The 19,748-nt window shown below is 41.8% G+C and carries 19 protein-coding genes; 15 read left to right on the top strand and 4 right to left on the bottom strand.

Going from position 1 to position 19,748, the window contains the following annotated elements:
- The first annotated feature begins 13 nt into the window (after positions 1 to 13).
- From DW019_RS13830 to DW019_RS13770, 13 genes are all read left to right on the top strand, one after another.
- Positions 14 to 1,333, top strand: a complete 1,320-nt coding sequence (locus DW019_RS13830) for an ATP-binding protein (protein WP_118443948.1) — start codon at positions 14 to 16, stop codon at positions 1,331 to 1,333.
- A complete protein-coding gene (locus tag DW019_RS13825) occupies positions 1,334 to 2,644 on the top strand; it encodes an ATP-binding protein (RefSeq protein WP_118443947.1) in 1,311 nt (436 codons plus the stop codon).
- A 26-nt stretch (positions 2,645 to 2,670) separates the two neighbouring features.
- Entirely contained in the window at positions 2,671 to 3,231 is a 561-nt protein-coding gene (locus DW019_RS13820; protein ID WP_022376150.1) for a YqeG family HAD IIIA-type phosphatase, read from the top strand.
- Positions 3,186 to 4,280: an aminopeptidase P family protein gene (locus tag DW019_RS13815; protein WP_118443946.1), complete on the top strand. Its 1,095-nt coding sequence runs from the start codon at positions 3,186 to 3,188 to the stop codon at positions 4,278 to 4,280. Before DW019_RS13820 ends, DW019_RS13815 begins: the two co-directional genes overlap by 46 nt.
- Before the next feature lie 5 nt (positions 4,281 to 4,285).
- Positions 4,286 to 5,500, top strand: a complete 1,215-nt coding sequence (gene aroD, locus DW019_RS15205; RefSeq protein WP_182431154.1) for a type I 3-dehydroquinate dehydratase — start codon at positions 4,286 to 4,288, stop codon at positions 5,498 to 5,500.
- A 65-nt stretch (positions 5,501 to 5,565) separates the two neighbouring features.
- The gene (gene efp, locus DW019_RS13805; protein WP_022376147.1) at positions 5,566 to 6,123 is read left to right on the top strand and encodes an elongation factor P; all 558 of its coding nucleotides are present in this window, start codon (positions 5,566 to 5,568) and stop codon (positions 6,121 to 6,123) included.
- A 210-nt stretch (positions 6,124 to 6,333) separates the two neighbouring features.
- Entirely contained in the window at positions 6,334 to 6,645 is a 312-nt protein-coding gene (locus DW019_RS13800) for a metal-sensing transcriptional repressor (RefSeq protein ID WP_022376146.1), read from the top strand.
- Between the two features lie 55 nt (positions 6,646 to 6,700).
- The gene (locus DW019_RS13795) at positions 6,701 to 8,956 is read left to right on the top strand and encodes a heavy metal translocating P-type ATPase (RefSeq protein ID WP_118443945.1); all 2,256 of its coding nucleotides are present in this window, start codon (positions 6,701 to 6,703) and stop codon (positions 8,954 to 8,956) included.
- A gap of 132 nt (positions 8,957 to 9,088) precedes the next feature.
- Positions 9,089 to 10,396 carry an O-acetylhomoserine aminocarboxypropyltransferase/cysteine synthase family protein gene (locus DW019_RS13790; protein WP_118443944.1) on the top strand — a complete coding sequence of 436 codons (1,308 nt, stop codon included), beginning with the start codon at positions 9,089 to 9,091 and terminating at the stop codon, positions 10,394 to 10,396.
- A 389-nt stretch (positions 10,397 to 10,785) separates the two neighbouring features.
- Positions 10,786 to 11,595 carry a HesA/MoeB/ThiF family protein gene (locus tag DW019_RS13785; RefSeq protein WP_118443943.1) on the top strand — a complete coding sequence of 270 codons (810 nt, stop codon included), beginning with the start codon at positions 10,786 to 10,788 and terminating at the stop codon, positions 11,593 to 11,595.
- A 17-nt stretch (positions 11,596 to 11,612) separates the two neighbouring features.
- Positions 11,613 to 12,527, top strand: coding sequence for a LysR family transcriptional regulator (locus DW019_RS13780; protein ID WP_022377420.1), 915 nt, complete (start codon positions 11,613 to 11,615; stop codon positions 12,525 to 12,527).
- Between the two features lie 65 nt (positions 12,528 to 12,592).
- Positions 12,593 to 13,372, top strand: coding sequence for an NAD(P)-dependent oxidoreductase (locus tag DW019_RS13775; RefSeq protein ID WP_118443942.1), 780 nt, complete (start codon positions 12,593 to 12,595; stop codon positions 13,370 to 13,372).
- 4 nt (positions 13,373 to 13,376) lie between these two features.
- Positions 13,377 to 13,967 carry a dipicolinate synthase subunit B gene (locus tag DW019_RS13770; protein ID WP_022377422.1) on the top strand — a complete coding sequence of 197 codons (591 nt, stop codon included), beginning with the start codon at positions 13,377 to 13,379 and terminating at the stop codon, positions 13,965 to 13,967.
- Here the strand turns inward: DW019_RS13770 and asnB are convergent.
- The 4 genes from asnB to DW019_RS13750 all read right to left on the bottom strand — a co-directional run bounded on the left by asnB (position 13,964) and on the right by DW019_RS13750 (position 18,276).
- Complete coding sequence (asnB, locus tag DW019_RS13765) at positions 13,964 to 15,817, bottom strand: asparagine synthase (glutamine-hydrolyzing) (protein WP_118443941.1); 1,854 nt, start codon at positions 15,815 to 15,817, stop codon at positions 13,964 to 13,966. The two genes, DW019_RS13770 and asnB, sit on opposite strands and share 4 nt — an antisense overlap.
- A gap of 80 nt (positions 15,818 to 15,897) precedes the next feature.
- The gene (locus DW019_RS13760) at positions 15,898 to 16,101 is read right to left on the bottom strand and encodes a hypothetical protein (protein ID WP_118443940.1); all 204 of its coding nucleotides are present in this window, start codon (positions 16,099 to 16,101) and stop codon (positions 15,898 to 15,900) included.
- A gap of 12 nt (positions 16,102 to 16,113) precedes the next feature.
- A complete protein-coding gene (gene gltS / locus DW019_RS13755; protein WP_118443939.1) occupies positions 16,114 to 17,301 on the bottom strand; it encodes a sodium/glutamate symporter in 1,188 nt (395 codons plus the stop codon).
- An 18-nt stretch (positions 17,302 to 17,319) separates the two neighbouring features.
- A complete protein-coding gene (locus DW019_RS13750) occupies positions 17,320 to 18,276 on the bottom strand; it encodes a TAXI family TRAP transporter solute-binding subunit (RefSeq protein ID WP_118443938.1) in 957 nt (318 codons plus the stop codon).
- A gap of 211 nt (positions 18,277 to 18,487) precedes the next feature.
- On the opposite strand from DW019_RS13750, the gene DW019_RS13745 reads away from it, so the two are divergent.
- Together DW019_RS13745 and DW019_RS13740 are read left to right on the top strand one after the other, a co-directional pair.
- Complete coding sequence (locus tag DW019_RS13745) at positions 18,488 to 19,048, top strand: hypothetical protein (RefSeq protein ID WP_118443937.1); 561 nt, start codon at positions 18,488 to 18,490, stop codon at positions 19,046 to 19,048.
- Between the two features lie 140 nt (positions 19,049 to 19,188).
- Positions 19,189 to 19,650 carry an Hsp20/alpha crystallin family protein gene (locus DW019_RS13740; protein ID WP_117479340.1) on the top strand — a complete coding sequence of 154 codons (462 nt, stop codon included), beginning with the start codon at positions 19,189 to 19,191 and terminating at the stop codon, positions 19,648 to 19,650.
- Positions 19,651 to 19,748: the final 98 nt, after the last annotated feature.

The raw sequence follows: 19,748 nt of genomic DNA, 5'->3' as shown, positions 1-19,748 counted from the left end.
AAGAAAGGGCGTGATGGTTGTGTTTATTGGCCGTGAAAAAGAACTGGCGATACTAAATCAGGCTTATTTAAAGGGCGGTAATTCCATCGTTGTTCTCTATGGAAGAGAGCAGATTGGAAAAACAACGCTCGTAAAAAAATTTGTGCAGGACAAAACATATGTTTATTATCAGGCGAGAGAATTGTCTGAAAAAGAGCAGAACCGTTATTTTGATAAAGTGCTTTTTTCGGTAAAGGAAAAGGCAGAAAAGGAACGGATTGTATTTGTCGTGGATGAATTTGATTTAATGCAGAAAGGGTACAAGACTTTTTTTGCAGATTTTCTTACGAAATTTGACGAGTTTCCGAAAGGACAGGTGATGGTTCTTTTCGTGAGTTCTGCCATCGGATGGGTGGAAAACGATATGGTTTCGGATATGGGAGAATTGGCAAAATATATGAGTCTGCCAATCAAGTTAAAAGAGTTTACTTTCGTTGAGATGGTAGACCGTTTTCCGGAAAGCACAACCAAAGACTGTATTTTGATTTATGGAATTTTAGGCGGTGTGCCGGGGTATTTGGAACACTGGAATCCGAAAGAGAGTGTAAAACAAAATATTGTACGGCTGATTGTGGACAAAAAGGGAGTGCTTCATACGGAGGCACAGCGTTTTTTGAAAACTTCCCTGCGTGAACTTCCTTTTTACAGTACTATCTTATCGGTGCTTGCGGAAAATGAGCCAAAGTTAAATTATTTGTTTACAAGAACAGGATTTTCCAGGGCAAAAATTTCGGTTTATATTAAAAATCTGATACAGATTGATGTGGCGGAAAAAATCTTTTCCTATGAGCCGGAAAAGCGGGATTCTGTGCAGAAGGGGCTGTATGGTATTACGGATTCCTTTTTGCAGTTTTGGTATCAGTTAATTTATCCGAATTTTTCGGATTTTAGTATGCAGAGCCCGGATGAATTTTATGAGGCTCATATTAAAAACGGCTTGGATGAATTGGCGGGAAAAGCTTATCAGAAGGTGTGCCGTGAATTTATGGAATTGATGAATCAGTATCATCATCTGCCGGCGCAGTTTGAAAGGTTTGGTAGTCTTTACGGAAAGTCCGGTTTTGTTCCTCTGATTGCGAATACAAAAGAGGGAAAACTCCTTGTGGGAACCTGCAAATGGAGCAATGAGCCGATGACGACAAATGAATTTGAAGAACTTTTGCATGACATTGAGCAGACGGGCAAAGAAGCCGATTATTATTACCTTTTTTCAAAAGAAGGATTTACGAATGAATTGTCTGTTATGGCTAAAAATATGGACAGTATACAGTGTATTGATTTGGAGGCGATGTAGATGTATCGAGAAACAGCAGGGCTTGTAATGTATGGCCAGCTTGGAAGAGACAGTATTTTGATGAAACTTGGGAGCCTAATAGAGAAGATGGAGCACGACGATTCTTATAGCAGAGAAGAACTTGTTCGTGCGATTTACGATGAGGTGTACAGGCTTCTTGATTTGTCAACGACGTATGGATTTGACAACAATTTATGGCAGTGTTACATTGCTTATCTTTTGGCAACAACAGAAAATCCATTCAGTATTCTCTGCGAGACTGTCGGTGCTTCCAAAGATGGTACGGTAAATGAAATTGTAAAACAGGATATGGAGCATTTTTATCATTTGTTCCATTATGATTTTTCTGCAATGGAAAAGAAATTAGGCGTTGCATGTTTTGAGACATTGACCCATTATCATTCCATGGCAAAAGCGGAAAATACTTATAATAAAAGTGTCAGTGAAAAGGTTCGTGACTTGGCGTCACAGTTGTGTGAAGCGAAAAACGGTGAGGATTTCTTTGACATTGTGACCGCTTTTTATAAACGATATGGTGTTGGTAAGTTTGGATTAAATAAAGCATTTCGTGTTATTCACACAGGGGATGAAATGATTTTGTCACCGATTACTCATACTTCGGATGTGACGTTGGATGAGTTGATTGGTTATGAACTTCAGAAAAAGCAGCTTGTGGAAAATACAGAGGCATTTGTCGAGGGACGCCGTGCGAATAACTGTCTTCTTTTTGGTGACAGTGGAACCGGAAAGTCGACATGTATCAAGGCAATTTTGAATCAATATTATGAAAAAGGACTCCGATTAATTGAAGTTTATAAGCATCAGTTTCAGGATTTGTCCGCAATTATTGAGACAATTAAAAACCGCAATTACAAATTTATTATATACATGGATGATTTGTCATTTGAAGAATTTGAGATTGAGTATAAATATTTGAAGGCAGTCATTGAGGGAGGCATGGAAGTGCGTCCGGACAATGTTCTGATTTATGCGACATCAAACCGTCGTCACTTGATTCGTGAGACATGGAGTGACCGCTCGGATATGTCAAATGATGAATTGCACCGTTCGGATACAATGCAGGAAAAGCTTTCTTTGGTTGCCCGTTTTGGTGTCAGCATTAATTTCAGCAAGCCAAGCAAAAAAGATTTTGATGCGATTGTTCTGGGTCTTGCCAAAGCGCATTCGGAGATTACTTTGTCAGAGGAAGAACTTTTGATGCAGGCGAATGCATGGAGCATAAGAAATGGTGGATATTCGGGTCGTGTGGCAGAACAGTTTATCATTCATTTGCAGTCGCTTGTAAAATAATTTGATGGAAGGAAGGATACCCGCTTATGTTTGAACGTTTTTTTCCGGATACAACGGTGTCGTCAACGTATGCCATTGATTATGAAAAGTTATATGAAGAAGGTTACCGGGGAATTCTCTTTGATATTGACAATACGCTTGTTGAACATGGAAAAGAGGCAACGGAGCAGGCAAAACGATTGTTTTCCCGTCTGAAAAAAATTGGATATGAGTGCTGTCTGATTTCCAATAATAAAAAGAAACGTGTTCATTCGTTTAATGAGAAAATTGGTGTTCACACGGTTTTTAATGCGCATAAGCCGGCAAAGAAAGGCTATTTTTATGCGATGGAACTGATGAATACAAGACCGGAAAACACGATTTTTGTCGGCGATCAGTTATTTACGGATATTTTTGGTGCTAAACGAATCGGACTCAAAAATTTTTTGGTAAAGCCGATTAACGAAAAGGAAGAAATCCAGATTGTATTAAAGCGCAAACTGGAGAAAATTGTTTTGCATGAATATCGCGCAAAAAAACGCGAAGAAAAGAGGCAGAAACGATGCGAAAAGAAATGGAAGAAAAAATATTTCAATCCACCGAGGTAGATGCAATTCTTCTTACCTCACCGGCGAATATGCGGTTTGTGGCCGACTTTACGGGGGAGGGGTATGTGTATTTTTCCCGCCGGCAAAAAGTGGTTGTCACGGATTCCAGATATGTGATCGCAGCAAAAAATGAGTGTCCGGGTTATGAAATTGAGACATGGACAAGCGATGGATATTTTTTAAATCTCTTGGCTCATTTAAAGGAAGAAGAGAGTGTGAAAAGGCTTGGCATCGAAGATGAGGTGATGACAGTATCCCTTTATCACAAATTGGAAAAACAGCTTCAGAAAAATGAGGGAAAGTCTCCTGACTTGATTTCATTAGAAAATAAAATGAATCAATTCCGTCAGATAAAGACAGAGAAAGAGCAGGAAAGGATACGGCAGGCAGAGGCAATCGGTGACCGCGCTTTTACTAAGACAATTGCAAAAATTCATGAGGGCATGACAGAAAAACAGGTTGCTGCATGGCTGGAATTTTACATGAAAGAAGAAGGTGCGGAAGGTTTTAGTTTTGATACGATTGCCGCATCGGGAGAACATTCGGCGATGCCGCATGCAATTCCAACGGATAAAAAGCTGGAAAAGGGAGATTTCTTAACGATGGATTTTGGCTGTTTGTATCAGGGGTACTGCTCGGATATGACAAGAACGGTTGTCATTGGCAGTGCAAGTGAGAAGCAGCGTGAAATTTATGATACGGTGCTAAAAGCACAGGAGACGGCACTTTTAGGAATCCGTCCGGGAATGAAGGGAAGCCAGATTGATGCGATGGCAAGAGATGTAATAACAGATGCCGGCTATGGTAAATATTTTGGACATGCGCTGGGGCATTCGGTTGGACTGGAAATTCATGAAAGCCCAAATTTTTCACCGAGAGAAGAAACCGTGATTAAGCCCGGTATGGTAATTACGGTGGAGCCTGGAATTTATATTGAGGGAATTGGCGGCGTTCGGATTGAGGACGTTGTGATTATTACAGAAGACGGATGTGAAAATATTACCCATTCGACAAAAAAACTGCTTGAGTTGACCGCACAGAAAGGATGAAGTGGATGAGGCCTAAAATTTGTGTACCAATTGTTGCCCCAATTCGTGATGGAATTATTCGCGAGGCAAAACAGATTGCAAAACTGCCGGTGGAAATGGTGGAGTGGCGCATTGATTTTTTTGCCGGTTATGAGAGAGAAATTCTTGATGTCATAACGGAGTTAAAGCGTGTGCTTAATGAAAAGGAGCTGTTAGTCACCATTCGCACGGTGGCAGAAGGCGGTGAGAAAAATGGCTCCCGCTTTGATTATTTTGAAACAATTCGCAAAATCCTTGAACAGCAGACGGCAGATTATGTGGATGTTGAGGCTGCGCGGGATGAAGAAGAGGTAAAAGCACTCTGTCAAAAGTACTCAAACACTAAGACCAAAGTAATCGGCTCCTATCATGATTTTTCCAAAACTCCGTCTGTGGATGAAATTAAGGAAAGACTCTGTAAGGCAAAAGAGTGTGGGTGTTACGCCGGAAAGTTAGCTTGTATGCCAAAGACAAGAGAGGATGTGGATACGCTGTTAAATGCAACCGCTGCCATGAAAGAGGAATTTCCGGATTTTCCATTGATTACGATGTCGATGGGGGAGCTTGGAAAAGTTTCGAGATTGTATGGCGGATTGTATGGCTCGTTTGTTTCATTTGGCTGTGTAAGTGAGGCTTCCGCACCCGGACAGGTCCATTATGAAACGATGTGTGAGGTGTTTGACAAAATTTACAAAGGAAACCGCCACATCATTTTGATTGGTTTTATGGGCGTTGGGAAATCAACCATTTCACATGAATTATCACGGCTTGCTTCGCGCATAGAAATCGACACTGACCAGTGGATTGAGGAAAAAGAAGGTCGTGCGATTTCGGATATTTTTGCAAAAGAAGGAGAAACTTATTTCCGTGATTTGGAAACATCCATGATTGATGAGTTAGGTATGATAAAACCGGCGATTATTTCCTGTGGTGGTGGTATGGCACTGCGGGAACTGAATGTGAGAAAGTTACAGGCAATCGGAACGGTTGTTTTACTCACGGCAAAGCCGGAGACAATTTTTGAGCGGGTTCGTTATAACACGAATCGCCCACTGTTGAAAGATAACATGAATGTGGACTACATACGACAGATGATGGAGAAGCGGAGAGTGTATTATGAGCGCGCCGCTACCGTGACGGTAAGCACGGATGGGAAAATCATTACCGAGATTGCAAAAGAAATACTTGAAAAATGCTTCTAAATATACTAAAATTATGAATAGATATGAATTTATTGTCGTTTTGTGCGACGGAAAGAGAGGAAACTATGGTATCAGCAGGAGATTTCAGAAACGGTTTGACAATTGAGATTGATGGAACCGTATATCAGGTTATTGAGTTCCAGCATGTAAAACCGGGTAAGGGTGCTGCATTTGTTCGTACCAAATTGAAAAACGTAGTAGATGGCGGTGTTGTGGAGAAGACATTCCGTCCGACAGAGAAGTATCCACAGGCACATATTGATAAAAAGGAAATGCAGTATTTGTACAATGATGGTGAGATGTACAACTTCATGGATAATGAAACATATGAGCAGATTGCATTGACAGAGGAAGCAGTTGGCGATTCCATGAAATTCGTAAAAGAGAATGATAATGTTAAGATGGTATCTTACAAAGGTAACATTTTCGCAATTGAGCCACCGATGTTTGCTGAGTTGGAAGTAACTGAGACAGAGCCTGGTGTAAAAGGTGATACAGCAACAAACGTTACAAAACCAGCTACCGTTGAGACGGGTGCACAGGTTGCAGTTCCGATTTTCGTAAATCAGGGTGATAAAATCCAGATTGATACAAGAACCGGGGAATATCTGAAGAGATTATAGAGCATTTTTGTAAGTGCATGATGAAAGAGCTATCGCACTGAGATAGTTCAAAATATAAAGAAGTTTAATTTGTTTTGAGACGGGTAACACTTTGTGTTATAGTCTCTTACAAATTAAACTTCTTTTTTTGCTTAATGAGAAAAATTTCACTTGTAATATACCCAGTGGGGGTATATAATCGAATCGAAAATTATCGATAGGAGTGATTGCATGGAAGAAAAGAAAACGTGTCCGTGCTGTGAAGAACGGCACAAAGAACGCTCAGATAAAGAGTATAAAGACTTAATCCATCGTTTAAACCGTATGGAAGGACAAATCCGCGGAATTAGAGGAATGGTTGAGCGAGGTGTTTACTGTACGGATATTTTAGTCCAGGTGGCAGCGGTCAATGCAGCATTGAATAGTTTTAACCGAGTTTTGTTAGCAAACCACATTAAGACCTGTGTGACGGATGATATCCGGGCAGGAAAAGAAGAAACCGTAGATGAATTGATTGCGACTCTGCAAAAACTGATGCGGTAGGAAGTAGAGTACTTCGATAAGAAGAATATAAAAAAACAGGAAAGGCGGAATATACATGAAGCAGTATGCAGTGACAGGCATGGCATGTGCAGCATGCAGTGCCCGTGTGGAAAAAGCGGTAAGCCGTGTTGAGGGCGTAAGTTCATGCAGTGTAAATCTTTTGACAAATTCCATGGGTGTAGAGGGGGATGTGCCGGATTCCGTTATTATTCAGGCAGTTGTTGATGCCGGATATGGTGCCCACGTGATGGAACAGAAAAAGAACGGAGAAACGGAGACAGAAGATACATTAAAGGATACAGAGACAAAAAAGTTAAGGAAACGATTGATTGCTTCTTTGATTTTGCTTGTATTTTTGATGTATTTATCCATGGGACATATGATGTGGGGATGGCCCCTGCCGGGTGTCCTTGGTGTGAACCATGTAGCGATGGGACTTGCTCAGATGTTATTGACGATTGCGATTATGGTCATTAACCAGCGATTTTTTGTCAGTGGATATAAAAGTTTGTGGCGGCGTTCGCCAAATATGGACACGTTAGTTGCGCTTGGCGCCAGTGCAGCTTTTGGCTATAGTGTGTATGCGTTATTTGCGATGGCGGAGGCACAGAGGTTGATGGATGAGGCAAAAGTTATGGCATATATGCATGAGTTTTACTTCGAGTCGGCGGCAATGATTCTTACGCTGATTACTGTCGGGAAAATGCTGGAGGCGCGTTCTAGGGGAAAGACAACGGATGCGATAAAAGGCTTGATGAAGTTAGCTCCCCGGACGGCGGTTGTTGTTCGGGATGGAAAGGAAATTTCAGTGCCGGTAAAAGAGGTTCAAAAGGGAGAGATGTTCCTTGTCAAACCGGGGGAAAATATCCCCGTGGATGGCGTGATTTTAGAAGGAAGCAGTGCAGTCAATGAGGCGGCACTGACCGGAGAAAGTATTCCGGTAGATAAAAAAGAAGGAGAAATGGTTTCTGCCGCAACGCTGAATCAGACCGGTTTTCTTCGCTGCGAGGCAATCAGAGTAGGAGAAGATACCACTTTGTCGCAGATTATCCAGATGGTAAAAGATGCGGCGGCAACGAAAGCACCGATTGCCAAAATTGCAGATAGAGTTTCGGGCGTTTTTGTTCCTGTTGTTATTTCAATTGCAGTAGTTACTTTTCTTGTATGGTTTTTGTGTGGACAAAGTGTTGGTTATGCATTGGCACGTGCTATTTCGGTTCTAGTTATCAGCTGCCCGTGTGCCCTTGGTCTGGCAACGCCGGTTGCTATTATGGTAGGAAATGGTCTTGGCGCCAGACACGGAATTTTGTTTAAGACGGCAGCAGCTTTGGAAGAGACGGGTAAAATTGCAACCGTGGCACTGGATAAAACCGGAACGATTACGCGCGGTGAGCCGAAGGTGACGGATATGATTCCAGTTTCCGGGTGCTCCGAGAATGAACTTCTTTCCTATGCGTATGCGCTGGAGAAAAAGAGTGAGCATCCTCTGGCGCGTGCCATTGTATCCTATGCGGAGAAACTTGATACTTTAGCACCGGAACTTTCGGAATTTGAAATTATGCCGGGAAATGGTCTGAAAGGACAGGTTAAAGAAAATGGTAAAACAGAAGTTCTGCTTGGTGGCAATCAGTCTGCGATTGAAAAGGTGACCGCGCTTGATGACATGGTAAAAGAGCAGGCAAACCGATTGGCGGAAGAAGGAAAAACACCATTGTATTTTGCCAAAGATGACACGCTGCTTGGTATGATTGCCGTGGCGGATACGATGAAAGAAGACAGTGCCGGTGCAGTCAGCCAGATGCAGAAAATGGGACTTCGCGTTGTGATGCTTACCGGAGATAATGAAAAAACAGCAAATGCGATTGGCAGGGAAGCCGGTGTGGATGAAGTGATTGCCGGTGTTCTGCCGGATGGAAAAGAAGCCGTGATTCGAAAATTGAAAGAAAACGGCAAGGTTGCCATGGTGGGCGATGGTATTAATGATGCGCCGGCTCTTACGCAGGCAGATATCGGAATTGCCATTGGAGCCGGAACAGATGTGGCAATGGATGCAGCGGATGTTGTATTGATGAAGAGTAAACTCAGTGATGTTCCGGCGGCAATCCGCTTAAGCCGTGCAACCAGAAAAAATATCCGTGAAAATTTATTCTGGGCATTTGTTTATAATATTATTGGTATTCCGTTGGCAGCCGGTGTGTGGATTCCGTTGTTTGGCTGGCAGTTAAATCCGATGTTTGGAGCGGCAGCAATGAGTTTGTCCAGTTTCTGCGTGGTGACAAATGCGCTTCGGTTGAATTTTAAGAAGATTTAAAGGTTATAGCGTATTCCTATACCTAGTAAAATATTTCTTGTATTAGACAATACCCTACCTATTTGGTATGATAACTACAGAACAAGAAAATAACACCTGTGCAGAGCACAATGAAAATGGAGGTATGAGAATATGAGTAAAAAAAGTTATGCAGAAAGAAATTTAAAATTTGAGACACTTCAGTTACATGTAGGACAGGAAAATCCGGACCCAGTTACCGATGCAAGAGCCGTTCCGATTTACGCTACTTCCTCTTATGTGTTCCGCAACAGTGAACATGCAGCAGCACGTTTTGGACTTACGGATGCAGGAAATATTTACGGACGTTTGACAAATCCTACAGAAGATGTTTTTGAACAGCGTGTAGCAGCACTTGAAGGCGGCGTGGCAGCACTTGCCGTAGCGAGTGGTGCAGCAGCAATTTCCTATACGATTCAGAATCTTGCACAGGCAGGAGACCACATCGTAGCAGCAAAAAATATTTATGGTGGAACTTACAATTTGTTGGCTCACACATTAGTACAGTATGGTATTGAAACAACATTTGTTGATCCATTTAACTTTGACGAGGTTGAGGCTGCAATCAAAGATAATACAAAGGCTGTATTTATTGAGACATTAGGAAATCCGAACTCAGATGTTGTGGATATTGAGAAATTGGCAGACATTGCACATGCTCACAAAATTCCACTGGCAATTGACAATACATTTGCTACTCCTTATCTGGTTCGCCCGATTGAATACGGTGCTGACATCGTGGTTCATTCCGCAACAAAATTCATCGGTGGACATGGTGCAGCAATCGGTGGTGTCATTGTAGACAGCGGTAAGTTTGACTGGGAAGCAAGTGGCAAATTCGCTTCTTTGACCGAGCCAAACCCAAGTTATCACGGAATCAGCTTTACAAAAGCGGTAGGACCGGCTGCTTTCGTTACGAAAATCCGTGCGATTCTGCTTCGTGATACCGGTGCGACACTTTCTCCGTTCCATGCATTTATGTTTTTACAGGGGCTTGAAACTCTTTCCCTTAGAGTTGAGCGCCACGTAGAAAATGCATTGAAAGTAGTAGAGTATTTGAACAATCATCCACAAGTTGAAAAGGTAAATCATCCGGCTGTATCCGATGATCCTTCTCAGCAGGAATTGTACAAAAAGTACTTCCCAAATGGCGGCGGTTCAATCTTCACCTTTGAGATTAAAGGCGATGACAAGAAAGCAAAAGATTTCATTGATAATCTGGAGTTGTTCTCCCTGCTTGCCAATGTAGCAGATGTAAAATCGTTAGTTATTCATCCGGCAAGTACAACACATTCTCAGTTGAATGAGGAAGAATTGTTAGACCAGGGAATCAAACCAAATACCATCCGTCTGTCAATCGGAACAGAGAATGTAGATGATATTATTGAAGACTTGGAAGAAGCTTTTAAGGCTGTAAAATAAAAACGAAAAAGATGGGAAGCGGGATATCTGCGTGGCAGATATAGCTTCCCGTCTTTTTTTCGTTTTTATTTTGGCTTAGAGGGAGAGGGGAGAGTGGTGAGAGTTCTAGTGATAGGGGGATTGTGGAAAGCGTTTGTTGTGTGCCTTTCCAGGATTCCAGTAAAACATCAAGAAAAGTTAGTGATAAGTGGGTACAAACACGTGGGTATCAGGCATGTGTCGTTTACATGCCGATACCCTTACGCGTTTGTTTAGCGGGAGCGCCCACTTATCACTAACTTTTCTTGATGCTTTACGGAAACCGGAAAGCCAAACATCCCCATCACCTTGCATCCCCCCGGATAAAATGATATAATCCCAGTAAAAACAATCAGCAATGGAGAGAACATATGGCATTTACAGAGGAACAGATGCAGCGGTATTCGCGACATTTAATTTTAAAGGGCGTAGGGGTAAAGGGACAGAAAAAATTGTTAGAGAGCAAAGTGTTAGTGATTGGAGCTGGTGGACTTGGCTCGCCGGCTATTTTATATTTAGCGGCAAGTGGTGTGGGAACAATTGGTATTGTGGATGGTGACTGCGTGGATTTGACAAATCTGCAGAGACAGATTATTCATGATATGGATTCGCTTGGCGTGCAAAAAGCGGAGTCGGCAGGAGAGCGTATTCGCAAATTGAATCCGGATGTCAAACTTCATCTGCATGCAGAGCGTGTTACCCCTGAAAATATTATGGCACTGATTGAGCCGTATGATTTTATTATTGATGCGGTAGATAATTTTTCGGCAAAATTTTTGATTAATGATGCCTGTGTATTGGCAAAGAAACCATTTTGTCATGCAGGAATCCGGCAGTTTTACGGACAGGTTCTTACGTATGTGCCGGGGGAGGGACCGTGCTATCGGTGTATTTTCGAAGAAATTCCAAAAGATGGAACAGTGGACAATTGTTCTTCGGCGGGGGTTATTGGTTCGATTCCGGGAATTATTGGAAGTATTCAGGCCTTGGAAGCGCAAAAATATATTACCGGGGCAGGCGAACTTCTTACCGGGAAAATGCTTACCTTCGATGGACTGACGATGAGATTTCGGACGGTGAATTTTGGAAGTCCGTCAAAAGGATGCCGTGTATGCGGAGAACATGCCGATATTCATGAACTGAGACCGGAGGAATATCCGATGCCGGGGTGTAGTATTTAGAGAATGGAGGGTAAATCATGACGTTACAACAGTTGAGATATGTAATTGCGGTGGCAGACCACGGTTCAATGAATGAGGCGGCAAAGGCTTTGTTTATTTCACAGCCAAGTTTGTCGGGGGCTGTAAAAGAACTGGAAAAAGAACTTGGCTTTGAACTTTTTCTGCGCACGAGCAGAGGGATTGTTGTGACGCCGGATGGTGAGGAATTTCTTGGATATGCAAGACAGGTGACGGAGCAGTACCGTCTGCTTCGAAATCGATATATTGAAAAAGAATCCCGAGAGAAATTCAGTGTTTCCATGCAGCATTATTCCTTTGCGGTAAAGGCATTTGTAGAGACAGTCAAACGTGCGGGGATGGAAAATTACGAATTTGCTGTATATGAGACACGCACATATGAAATCATTGAAAATGTGCGGAATTTCAAAAGTGAGCTTGGAATTTTATATATGAATGACATGAATCGCAAGGTGTTAGAAAAAATTCTCAGGGAAAATCAGCTGAAATTTACCGAATTATTTTCCTGTGATACCTATGTATATCTGCGCTCCGGGCATCCGTTAGCCGGGCGGGAAATACTTTCGATGAAGGATTTAGAGCCGTATCCGTGTCTGGCTTTTGACCAGGGAAAAAACAATTCTTTTTATCTGGCAGAAGAGATGAAAAGCACCTATGATTATGATCGTATTATCAAGGCGAATGACCGTGCAACGATGTTAAATCTGATGAATGGACTGGATGCTTACACGTTGTGTTCCGGTATTATTTGCGAGGAATTAAATGGGGATGATTCGTTAGCCATTCCACTAAAGGAATCCGAGAAAATGCAGATTGGCTATATTCATCGTGCCGGGTCGGTAGTGAGTGCACTTGGTGAAATTTATATTGAGGAACTTATGAAGTACCAGTCTGCTTATGCGGGTAAGAACTAGTTTGGACCTTGATTCCCTGAATATCATATACTAACAATAACAACTGCTGTATCGGAGAGTGTATTATGGCTTTTTATCATTTTTTAGTTCTGGGGGAAGAAAAAAGGCAGTATTATCTAGCGCAAATGTTAAAAAAAGAGGGACATGAGGTGATGGAGGCGATGAGTTATCAGCCGGGCTATCATGATGCAATCCTTCTTCCGGTTCCACAGACTGCCATGTTTTTTGAGGAAAATAAAGAAAAATTTCAAAAAGGACAGGTGGTTTATGGATGTAAATTCCCGGAAACTGCGATAGATTATGCGAAGGAACGAGGGATTCGTGTGGTTGATTATTACAAAGAAGATGGTGTGGCGGAGAGAAATGCACTGGCTACCGCAGAGGGAGCCGTTTCAGAGGCGCTTATCCATGGATGTGTAAGCATTCAGGGGAGTGAGTGTCTGGTCACTGGATATGGAACGTGTGGAGCGGCACTGGCGGCAAAACTCAGCCAATGGAGGGCATCCGTTACTGTTATGGAGCGGAAGGAGAAAAAGAGAGAGCGGGCAAAAAGTTATGGCTATCAGGCTTGTTCCTTTGATGCACCAAAAGATACAATGTCAAAATATGATTTTATTTTTAATACCGTACCGGCACCGGTTCTTACCAAAGAGCGGTTGCAGGGAGTAAAGCCGGAGGTGTGTATTATTGATATTGCATCAAGACCGGGTGGGACGGATTTTTCCTATTGTCAGGAATCGTCGATTTTTGCAAAATTATGTTTAGGACTTCCCGGCATTTATGCACCGAAGTCATCAGCCGGCATACTTATGGAAGTAATTAAGAAAACAATTTTGGGAGATTAGCGGAATGAGCAAAAAGAAACAGCGTACGGTTGGCTTTGCGTTTACCGGCTCTTTTTGCACTTATGAGAAAATAAAAGAAGTGGTCAGGCAGCTTGTCAAGGAGGATAATCGGGTCATTCCGATTTTTTCCCAGACCGCACAGACCGTGAACTGCCGGTTTGGCGATGCGAGAGATTTTATTATCGAAATACAGGAAATTACGGGAGAACGTGGAATTTTTTCAATTCAGGAGGCGGAACCGATTGGCCCGAAAGGTCTTTTGGATATTCTGGTAATTGCGCCATGTACCGGAAATACGATGGCAAAACTTGCAGCGGGGATTACCGATACACCGGTATTGATGGCGGCAAAAGCGCATATGCGGAATGACAAACCGGTTGTTCTTTCACCGGCTACCAATGATGCACTTGGAGCCAGTTTAAAGAACATTGGTTTCTTGATGAATACAAAAAATTTCTATTTTGTTCCGTTTGGGCAGGATGACTGCGAAAAGAAACCGAAGTCGATGATTGCCCATACGGAACTGATACCGGATACGATTGAGGCGGCTCTTTGCGGCAGACAGCTGCAGCCGGTAATCCGCTCTCCCTTTTAAATCCGGATGGATACGTTATATTTTCGTAAGAAATATTCAATCTGCAAAAGGTAGGCAATCATTTGTGGGCCTGCCATGAGCTGACCGTACCAAGGTGCCCCGTAATCTTTTGGATTTTCTAAAAACTGGGTGACCTGCTTTAAATCAAGGAGAGAATGCAGGGGACTTGCAGAGTCGGAAAGTACCTCCTTGAGGCGTTTTGCCAACAAATTTTCATAATAAGGATTGTATGTTTTTGGATAAGGGCTTTTGCGGCGGAACAAAATTTCATCCGGCAAAAGTCCTTTTGATGCCTGACGCAGTATATTTTTGACAAGTCCGTCCTTTGCTTTCATTTCCCATGGAATATTAAAAACGTAGTCGACAAGTTTTCGGTCAGCAAATGGAACACGTGCTTCTAATCCCGAGAACATGCTTGTGCGGTCCATACGGTTTAGCAGCGTCTGCATAAAGAAACGGATATTTAAATAACCAATCCGCCGTCTATTTGTCTCAATTTCATTTTCGGATGGGAGAACATTAATTTCACTGACTGACCGGTCATAAATATTTTTTACATATTCATCCATGTGAAGACTTTTTACTAAGTCATCCTTCAAAAGAACTTTTCGCGGGGTGAGTGAAGGAGTCCATGGAAATGTACCGGAGTTAAGCATTTCCTCCCTGTGAAACCATGGGTATCCGCCAAATACCTCGTCTGCACATTCGCCGGTTAGTACCACTTTATGGGAATGGCTGACTTCCTCGCAAAAATACTGCAAAGAGGAATCGATATCCGCCATGCATGGGAGGTCGTGTGCGTCCACCGAGCGGTATAATAAATCTGCCTGCATTTTGTTGTCACATTCGAGATAGTGATGGTCGGAATCCAGAAAAGAAACCATTTTGTCCACATATGGGCGGTCTTGCGACGGCTGAAAAGAATTCGCCTTAAAATACTTGTCATTATCGATGAAATCAAAGGAAAATGTGGTGAGTTTTTTTCCCTGTTTCTTTAACTCGGCGGCACAGACCGCAGAGACCACGCTCGAATCGACACCGCCGGATAAAAAGGTGCAGATTGGCACATCGGATACCATTTGTCTTTTGATGGCATCCTGAATCAGAAATGATGTTTTTTCAACGGTTTCCTCATAAGAATCAAAATGCGGTCTGCTTTCCAGATGGAAATACTGCGTCATTTTTCTTCCAAAAACAGAGCACGTCAGGTAACACCCCGGCAGCAGCTCGTGAAATCCGTAAAATACGCCGCTTCCCGGCGTGCGTGCCGGACCTAATGATAAAATCTCATTGAGTCCATCCACATCAAGTTCTGCTTTTATACCCGGAAAGCAAAAGCAGCCTTTTGGCTCCGAGGAAAAAACAATCGTTCCATTTATCATGGTATAAAAAAGTGGTTTTACGCCGAATGAATCCCGGAATAAAGTCAGTGTATTGTGCCTTTCATCATAAATGGCAAAGGCAAAAATACCGTCGACTTTTTTTACAAAATCGGCGCCAAAGGTTAAATATGATAATAATAAGATTTCTGTGTCAGAATTCGTTTTTGGAAAAACCTGATGGTTTGCCAAGTCATTTTTTAACTCTTTCATATTGTAAATTTCACCATTATATACAATATGATAAGGATAGCCATCCAGTTCTCTTGTCATAGGCTGGTGGCCACCTGCCAAATCAATGATGGAAAGTCTTGTGTGTGCCAGTCCACAGTGTGGTGTCAGCAGACTGTCATTATCGTCAGGACCGCGGTGGGCAAGACAGTGTTTCATTTCATCTAAAATATGCAAAAAAGAATCCCGCTGCCCGGTAAAATCGGCCGTGGGGTCATAAAAGCCGGATATGCTGCACATAGTAACCTCCTTTTGCAAAGAAATAATTCCATATGATATACTGTATGCAAAAAAAGGGGGAAACATGTATGGGAAAAAGATTACTTCCTCCCCTTAATGTGTACTTCAGGAATTGCAAGGTTGTCATAGTCAACAGAGGCATTCGAGGAGACTGCATTTGTGCTGTCAGAGGCCTCATGTGTATGCACCTCCGGAATGGCTACATTATCATAAGTCAAATCGTAATTTTTTCTGTTTTTCTGAGGATTGTTTATTGTAATATATTTTTTCTTTTTAAAAAACATAAGTAAACCTCCTTATATAATGTTGATAAAAAATGTAATAACCAAACTGTTGATAAAATCGGCAAACAGACTTCCCACCAGTGGAATCAGCAGATAAGCTTTTACCGATGGCACAAAGCGGTCGCATAAGGCCTGCATATTTGCCATGGCATTTGGGGTTGCGCCCATACCAAATCCACAAGTACCGGCAGCGAGAACTGCGGCATCGTAGTCATGCCCCATGATACGGAATATAACAAAGTAAGTAAATACGCCGATGAGAAGTGTCTGCGCAGCAAGCAAAATGACAAGCGGAAGTGCCAGAGAAGCTAACTCCCATAACTTCAAAGTAATCATTGCCATTCCCAAAAACAAGGATAATGAAATTCCGCCAAAGTCATTGATTTCACCCATATGAATGGTTGTAAAATTTGTATACTCAGCGATATTTCGGATTAATGCTGCGGCAAGCATGGCACCAATATAAATCGGAAAAGTAAGTCCGGTTTTGGTAAGCAGCCAGGAAAAAATGGTTCCCAGACCGATTGCTAAAATCAACTGGAAAACGGCGGTTGCATACATGTTTGTGTGGCGTTTGTGCTTTTCTTCATCTTCAATTAAAAGACTGTCATCTTCGGTGGCAACGGTATCCATTAAATTTCTTTTTTCAATGAGGCGCTTGCCGATTGGACCGCCGATTAAACTTCCCATAATTAATCCAAAGGTTGCGGCAGCCGTACAAATTGTGGTTGCACCCTGAATATTAAAATCCTCCAAAACCGGTCCAAAGGCACCGGCAGTACCGTGGCCTCCGACCATTGGAATTGATCCGGTACACATACCGACAAGCGGATTTAATTGCAGCAGTTTGGAAAGACCAACTGCAAGCAGGTTTTGTGAAACAATTAAGGTGATGACTAAGAAGAGGAAAATAATCATTGATTTTCCGCCACTTTTTAATACTTTCAGATTTGCCTGAAATCCAACCGAAGTAAAGAAAAAAACCATACATACTTCGCGCAGGGTGTCATCAAAGGTAAAATCAGCAAGTCCGGTCGAGTAACCGATGCAGGTTAAGATGGCAAACAACAAACCACCGATAACAGGTGCCGGAATACAGAATTTTTCCAAAAAATGAATGTGTTTTTTTAAGAAACTTCCAAGTAAAAGTACCAAAACGGCAAGTGCCAGTGTCTGGTACATATCAAATTCAATGTTCATAGTAATCCTTCCTATTTGCTATTTTGTCGAAACGGTAATTTTCTTCTCTTTGTAATAAGAGGCGGCTCCTTTATGAAAAGGAAGTGTAATATCTTTTGTAGCAGATGTTTCGTTTAAGGCCAAATTTAGGGATGTTGCATACTGTAAATCTTTATTATGCTCAAATAAGGCTTTTGTAATTATATTAACGGTGTCCTCGGATAAATCATCCGATGCTAAAAGAATAGATTTCACTCCTATGGTTGTTACTTCTTTATCCTGTCCGGTATAAGTGTTAGCCGGAATGGTATAATGGATATATGAAGGAGAGGATGCCATTAGTTTTTTTAAGCATGTCTTATTTAGGCTGAGAAGCCGGATTGGACACTCCTTTGCCAGTTCCTCGATAATCGTTGTCTTGGTACCTGCAGTACAAAAAAAGGCATCAATTTCATGATTGGAAAGCTGGTTGGCGGCCTGTGTATAATCATAATTTTCTGTCTGAACCAGACGGGAGGTTAATCCTGTTGCTGCAAGAATTTCTTTTGCATTTCGCTCTGTGCCGGATTCCGAGGCACCGATACTGATATGTTTTCCCTGCAAATCATCGAGTGAATAAATGGATGAGTCTGCACGGACAACAATCTGGCAGGCTTCTGTATAGAGACCGGCAATGGCACTGTAGTCTTTACAGATGTTACCATCAAATGCACCGGTTCCCTCATAGGCATCCTGAATTAAATCAGCCTGTGCAATCGCTAAATCGATATAGTGATTGGACAGCAATCGGATATTAGCGGTGGAACCTGCGGTGTTTTTAACTTCATAAGAATAATTTTCGTTCTCTTTACTAAGAATTCCGGTGAAACTATTGGCGAACGTATAATACATACCGCCAACGCCGGCAGCCCCAAAACGAATGTTTCCCGTATCACTGGAACAGCCGTTTAGCAGCACTAACAATAAACTAAGCAGAATGCATAATATTTTTTTCATGTGATGTTATTTCCTTTCTTTTGTAGGTATAATTTATTTTACATGATATTTGAGAAATTGCAAGAAATCCATTTTTTTGCCGTTTTTTGCTTAGAAAAATCTGATTTTTCGTAAGGATATACCGTTTGTTCCTTTTCAAAAAACTTAAATATATGTATAATTATATCGTTATTTTTCACAGAATGCGGTATATTATTGAGGAGGAATCAAGATGCGAAAAGCGCATATGGTTGGGGGAGGAGTAAAAAAGGACAAATTGACGGAAAACGAGTATTTGATTTATACGCTGGCAGTTCTGCCGGAACTGGTCTTTTGCCACGGCTTTGGCATATTGAAAAATATATATGAGGGAACTTTTGATGAAGCAGATTTAGGAAACGAGCAGATACCGGAGTGGTATCAGTCGAAAATCAGACTGGAAACACTTAGTGGCGAGTTCTTCCGAGATTTGCTTTTTGTATTTTATCTGGTGGATGATTTTGAGTATATATGCAATCGGCTGTTTTTTTATATAAAAGCACAGTCTTGTCCGGAGCAAAAACGAATGAACATGCTGTTACAGTATTATGGAGTCCGCTATCTGCTGGAGCAGAAAATGCCGTGGGAGATTGAGAGCCGTTTATGGGAAATAGCGGGAGAAAAACGAGATGTAGAAGATATTATCTTTATTTATCAGAGAGACGCAGAAACAATGGCGGAATGTGTAAGGCGTTATGAGGCACGGTATGCATGCTTTGGACAAGAGTTCACAAAACTTTCACAAAGAAATTAGCACTCACCACTTGACAGTGCTAACAATAAGTGTTATATTACAACTAGAACAAAGGAAAGGGGTTCTTAGGAAAGAAAAAATCAAATGGTAACATGTTAATTGAAACAGTTTAGTTTGATGAAGAAAAGGAGAGATGACTTATGTTAGCACCTAGTATTTTTGGAGAAAATTTATTTGATGACTTTTTTGGGGGATTCCCATTTTATGATGACAGAGATTTTAGAAGAGCTGAGAAAAAGCTTTATGGTAAAAATGCCGGTCATTTGATGAAAACCGATATTCGCGAAACCGATGAAGGTTACGAGATTATGATTGATTTGCCGGGATTTAAAAAAGAAGAAGTAAAAGCCTCATTAGAGGATGGTTATCTTACTTTGAGTGCCGCAAAGGGCTTGGATAAGAGCGAAGAGAAAAAAGAAGGACATTATATCCGCAAAGAGCGTTATGAGGGTGCCTGCCAGAGAAGCTTTTATGTTGGTACAGATGTGACAGAAGAAGATATCAAGGCAGAGTTTAAGCATGGTATTTTGAAATTGTTTGTTCCAAAGAAAGAGCATAAAGATGCCGTGGAGCAGAAAAAATACATTGCCATTGAAGGATGATAAGTTTTGACTTATCTGAAAAAAAAGAGCCGTACCGGCAAGTGGTTTGAACTGCTTCCCGTCAAGTAGACAATTGAAAAAATATAAATTTTTCCTGC

Origin of the sequence: Clostridium sp. AF37-5 (genome assembly GCF_003477605.1) — a bacterium.
In the GTDB taxonomy this organism is placed as follows: Bacteria; Bacillota; Clostridia; order Lachnospirales; family Lachnospiraceae; genus Eubacterium_F.
The sequence above is the reverse complement of the archived record's forward strand: the minus strand, read 5'-3'. Positions and strand labels throughout refer to the sequence as shown.